This is a genomic window from Imperialibacter sp., assembly GCF_040222815.1.
Taxonomy (GTDB): Bacteria; Bacteroidota; Bacteroidia; order Cytophagales; family Cyclobacteriaceae; genus Imperialibacter.
Genome location: NZ_JAVKCH010000041.1, coordinates 1 through 6,037, shown reverse-complemented (window position 1 = coordinate 6,037; position 6,037 = coordinate 1). Strand labels below are relative to the sequence as shown.

Annotated in this window: 1 protein-coding gene; it reads right to left on the bottom strand. The window is 48.0% G+C overall.

The window, feature by feature from the left end; translation table 11 throughout:
* Positions 1-6,037, bottom strand: a 6,037-nt coding sequence (locus RIF36_RS22185) for a beta strand repeat-containing protein (protein ID WP_350149632.1), incomplete at both ends; no start/stop codon positions are given.

The following is a 6,037-nucleotide window of genomic DNA, read 5'->3' as shown; positions in this document are numbered from 1 at the left end:
TGCTACACCAGCACCAATTGCACCTTTGAACCATGTGAAGGTATAGTTACCATCAACAGGGGCGGGGTTAGATACAGTTACCTGGATAGAGCCAGTAGGGTCAGATGTACCAACAGCAGGGTCACATACGGTATTGCTTGCCGAGGCTGTTACTGAAGCGACAGGCTTCACAGCCAAATCATCGATGATTACCTGTAGTAGATTAGATGAGCAACCCGTGAGGGTGGTGCTAGTTGCTTTGACGTGGTAAGTGCCGGGAGAAAGAGTGGCGGCAGTTGAAGCTGTTCCACCAAAGGCACCAAGGATTTCAGTCGTTGCGTCTTGCTCATACAGTTGGAAAGTGTAGTTTCCAACAAGATCGTTCGAAGAGTTGAGAAGTACGTTGGTTATTGTTATTTGTCCGTTTGGCGTACAGTTAGTTGAATTCGTCGGAATAACACCAGGCGTGTCAATTTCTAGTTCAACCACACTCGGATTGTCAAGAACTTCGATAATAAGCTCACTGGAGCAGCCTCGGCCAAGGTCGTTATTAGCGGCGATATCATTGGCTGTTACTACAACAGTATAGAAGCCTGGCACCAATCCTGTTCTTTCGTCGAATCCAGCGCCAGGCAGGTCATCGCCAGCGCCAGTTGGATTCGGCAGCCCAGCACTCCCTGATTGTAAGTCATACCAGTCGAACGTATATAGCCCAGCGTCGTAATAACCGCCAAGTGGGTTTTCAATCCGAACGGTAATGGCTCCATTTCCTCCGCCGCTCGTATCGCAGAATCTATTGGCACTGTTAGTGAATACTTCGATGATCGGTTCACTAGGTGTGAACAAAACGGTTGCTTGAGCGAAGTCAGAAACACAGCCAGTGACTCCGTGTGTGGCTTTTACATAGTACGTACCAGCAGCACGCCCTTGCAACTCCCTAAAACCTCCATTGGGAACACCGGGGCCCAGCGAAACAAAAGCATCGTCGAAGAATTCTATAATGTAATTGGCATCTACAGCCGCATCATCAGCACCATTCACAGTCACGGCCTCTACCCGGATTAAGCCCGTATTATTATTGACACAGTCCACATCAGGTTCCACTACCAGATTAGCTGCCAGCACCTCTATAGTAGAAAAATTATCCACAACAGTAAAGGCAACGCTGGCACTACAACCCAGGCCAGGAGTAGCGTTGTCCTGAATACTTACCCAATAGTTGCCAGAGACGATACCGGAAATTGTCACCTCACCAGCTCCATTAATCGCTGACACAGTTACATCTGAGCCGTCAGGGTAAGCAACGCCATTATTTCTTTCAACGGTCGCAGGTGTTGTTGTGCCAAGCGGAGCCTTGTACCACTGTATGTTATAAGCGCTTGCATCGTAATTGCCTATCGTTACCGTAATGGACCCAGTTGGGGTACTAGGCCCAATGGCAGGGTTACATACAATATTAGCTGTGGATCCGGTTACCGAAAGGGTAGGGGTCACCTTCTGGTTCAGGATGGTGATCTGCTTAGGTGCAGACTGACATTTAGTTACGGCGTCCTCGACAATTAGATAGTATGTACCATTGTCCAAGCCAGTTATCGGCCCTAAACTTGAGGCAGTGCCAAATGTTCCAACTGGTGTTACTCCATCTGATTGACGAAGAATGAAGTCATAGTTTGCATCAATATTAGCCGCAGCAGCTTCAACGCTTGTTGCTGCTGTGATTCCATCCTGTACTGTAATTCCAGATACCTCAATAGCTCCGTTAGATCCTGTTGCGCAATCAGCATCGTGGGTAAGATTGACAGTGAAAGAAATGATTTGATCAACCTCCTGCGGCACATTGAACACGGCAATGCTTTCGCATTCATCATCTGGCGCTGTATTCTTTTTCGCAACAAGCTTGTAATCACCACCACTTGTTCCTGTAATTCTCGTTCCGGCAGCATCAGTTACAAGCGTACCGTCGGTACCTGGAACAAAGGCTGTAGAACTTCCAATGCCTCCTACAAACCATTGAATGTCGTAATCAGTGTTCGCATTGGCGAGGGTCACATTTACTGAACCGTTTCGTTCGTCTGTTGATCCGTTGCAGCGTGTGTTAGAGTTAATGATAAAAGCACTAAGGTCAGGATCCGTCGCCACGTTGTTGATGGTAACTGCAAATGGGTCATACTCGCATTGAAGTACAGCGTCGAATACCACAACGATATAATCGTCAGCCACAAGGCCAGAGAATACATTATCCACATTATTGGCCTTGGTTTCAAGTATGTTTCCGCCGTCATCATACAGACGCAATCTCCAGTCGGCAAGCGCCGTATTCCAAAGCTGAGAACCACCTCCGTTCAGAGAATATTCGTTGATGGTGATACTACCGTTGTTGAGTGGATCACAGTTAAGAATATCAACTTGAGTATGGTCAGTGATTTCGACTGTAGTAGGGCTGTCATTGACAAAGAAAACAAAGTCGGCCGAGCAACCCAGCTCGTTGGTTCCTGCCTGCTTGGTTACTCGCAATGAGTAGGTTCCGCTTGCCAAATCGAATGCTTCATTGCCCGCTGCCGTAACATTTGCTGCGTTTAGTGCAGGGTCGGTATCCGGGTCAGCTCCTGAGAACCACTGGTAGGTATAGTCACCATTTTGCGGCCCGCCCGCAGAGACGTCGTCGGTGGCCGCACCACGGTGTAGTTGTAGTACCGTTAATTTACCATTGGGGCTACCCGAGCAATCTGTGTTGTCTTCGATCGCTAGGTCTGCCACGTCGGAAGGATCGAGGTCAATCGTTTCTGTATCGTCAGTGATATCAAAAGTAACCGGGGGAGAGTAACAGAAGCTAACGCCATTTTGTGCCGCTACGACGGCATAACTGCCCTCTACAAGGCCGGAAAAAGTATAAACGTTTGTCGTATTCCCAGAATCATTCGTGCCAAAGTTCGCTGCATTTCCTTGCTCTTGAATGGTTTCGCCATCTACAAAGGTGCCGGTTGGTGAAACCGTGAATGTCATGGTTGACCCATTATCAGTGTTGATGATCGCTGTGGCTCCGCTTGTCTGCCCCAAAACGGTCATGCCAGCCGAGAAGGCACCTCCGCCAAGTGTGTAGTCGATTTGATACCCCTGGCCAACAATCGTCCCGGCAACCGACTGGACGATTGCAGGTCTTGGGTTGGAGATATCTCCAGTTTCCCAGGTTCCCGGATCTCCATCACCATTTGTCATATCGGGTTGTGGACTTACCGACGTAGTTGGATAAAGAAATATTCTAAAATCATCGTGAGTGTTTCCATTTCCAAATGGCACCCTAAGGGTTACGTCCACCTCGCCAGTGTTTCCACCCGTGCCGCCTGCACCGGTTCCATCAGCATATGGCTGGCAGTTTAATGCCTGGGTGGTGATCAATGGGTCTACATCCACTCGTTGCACTTCTGAATAGAACAGAACGAAGACCTTTCTTTCAGTACACATCGAACTTAGGTTGGTAGCAACAACCGTATAAGTGTCATTAATCATTTGCGACACAACATAGTCCTGAGCAATGCCATCATCAACTCCATTTCCGTTGACATAGCTTGCATTGTCGTTATCGACAATTCCTGGATCATCGCTAGCATCACTAGTGCTACTTGCAATAAGAATTTTCGTAGCGGCCAGATCGCTCTCACCTTTGTAAATCTCAAAGGAAAAATTAGGGGCAGACGCATTGGTAGCCTCTATTCTTAACTCTCCCGTAGGCCCGTTACAATCGCCCGGTTGGGTGGCAAAAATATTGATGGTAATCTGGGCGGCAGGATCAACATTAACAGTTTGAGTAGCAAAGCCAGTCAAACAACCCGTTGCTTTGTCCTGCATTCTGAGGAAATAATCTCCATCGGGAAGCCCTGTCACTGCATTGTTGTTGACAGTTACCGAGCCAGAATTGTCGCCTGTAGCCACTGGTGTTGTCTTATCATCGTAGTACCAGAACCAGTTGTAATCGGCTATTGCCCCAACAGCAAGGTTTGCAGTCAATGAGCCATTTGTTCCTGGATTACATGTTGTTACGTCAGTAGGAGTAATACCTGAAATAACGGTGCTGATATCAGGGTTGCCTGATGGGCTGCCAGTGACAGTAATTTCCCTCTGTGAAGTACAGCCGGAAGAGGTTTTTGTCACTACGACAGAATAAACGCCTGGCCCGACACTTGTAAGTGCATTGCTCGTAGATGCTAGAGGTGTGGCAGCCCCGATGCCTGTCAAAGGTGCGTTGTACCAAACATAGGTGTAACCCACCATCGGCGTGCCAGTACCATCCGGGGTCACAGTAATAGAACCATTAGGGAAATTGGTTTGATCACAGCTCAGTGAATTCACTGGGTTGGTATTTGCACCCGCAATATTTGGTCTGTCAAGTGTCTGTCCAATGGTGAAGGAAGTTAGTGCCGAAGAACAACCGGTATTGTCATTGACGACTTGCACTTTATAGTTTCCACCTACAAACTGAGCGTAAACAGGGACAGTAACATCTGTTTGAGTGATTAGAGTCGTACCATCGCTCTGATACCAGTTGAAAGTGTAATCTGAAAGCGTTGTCGGATCAGTAACGGCCCCATTTATCAAGATATTGTCTACAGTCGCTGAACCATTAGGCGTCACGCAATGGGTATTAGCGGTAATAGGCGTGATTTGCACCAATGGTATAGATAGTGTCTCTAAAGTATTGGGCAGGGTAAACTCTTCTTTGTATACACAGCCTAAGTTAGTTGCAGCATTGTCGGTAATTTCAACCCAATAGGTTCCGCCAAGCAAGGTATTGATAGTGCTTGTTGTTGTGGCGGCTACCGGACCTCCAACCGGAGTACCTGTGTTGTTAAGTGCCCCCTGATACCACTGATAGGTGTAGTTTCCAGTTATTTCTACGCCTCCCGTTAAGGTAACAGTAATGGAACCGTTGCCAGTTGCCGTACAACTTGTGTTGTCGACTTTCGTGAAGGTGATGGTTGGGTCGGTTGTTCCATCAGGTACATCGACCTGTAAAGTAGCTGACTGGCATGTAAACGCATTGGCGGCGGAAACGAAGTAAGTTCCTGCTGCCAGCGAATTGGCAATTGGAAAGGTTGTTGTTGTACCCTGGGTGATGCCACCGACGATTTCTACAAGTGCCGCATTGTACAGGGTAAATGTAAAGTCGTCAAGCTGAGCAAATGTGTTAAGGGAAGTGGTTCCGCCTGCGTCCACAACAGTGAGTTCATCGATTTCAATAGAACCATTTACAGGCGAGCACTGTGTCGATGGAACAACATTAACACCCACTAACGTTATGTCGTCCTGATCGTCAATGATCACAGCAGCCTTATCGACCGAGCAAGTATTAGAAGGTACTTGTGTGTCAGTGATGCGAACCCAGTAGTTACCGGCAGCCAGTCCTGAGACAGTTTGAGGTGTTCCAGCGTTGATAACGATAACAGACCCGTTAGTCGTACCACCATTTACCAGAGGCGTGGTGGTGTTTCCAACAGCCCCGAAGAACCACTGATAAGTATATGTACCCCCGTCGCTGTTAGTCAGGTTAGCAGTAGCGGCACCCATCGGAGTAGCCGGGTCGCAAGAGACGTTATTGGTGATGGCTACAGTAGCGGTAGGTGCTATCGACGCATCGGTAACAGTGAAAGTGAAAGGATTGGAATCACACAGTGTGTTACCACTGGTTATTTCTATAGAATAGCTACCAGGGGTAAGTCCGGTTACTGTTGTAGAAGTTTCATCACCTGTAGCAAAGGAGACGCCGCTTTTAAAGACAGTGTAGTCATAAGTGGCGAGTACGGCAGCATTTTCAGTTACTCCAATGACATTAAGTATGCCATTGTTAAGAGAACCGCAGTTACTAGGATTGGTCAGGTTAGCTGCTGGGTTGTAAGCGATGGCTAGCTTGGTAAGCGCAATAGTCACCTGAGCAGAAGTAGTACAGCCAGCACCAGGGCCAGTTCCATCAGTTACCACGACAGTGTAAGTGCCATTGAGAAGTCCGGAAGCCTGCCCTGAAGTAGCATCGATAGTAGGTACCCAACCAGCAGCGGTAGCTACA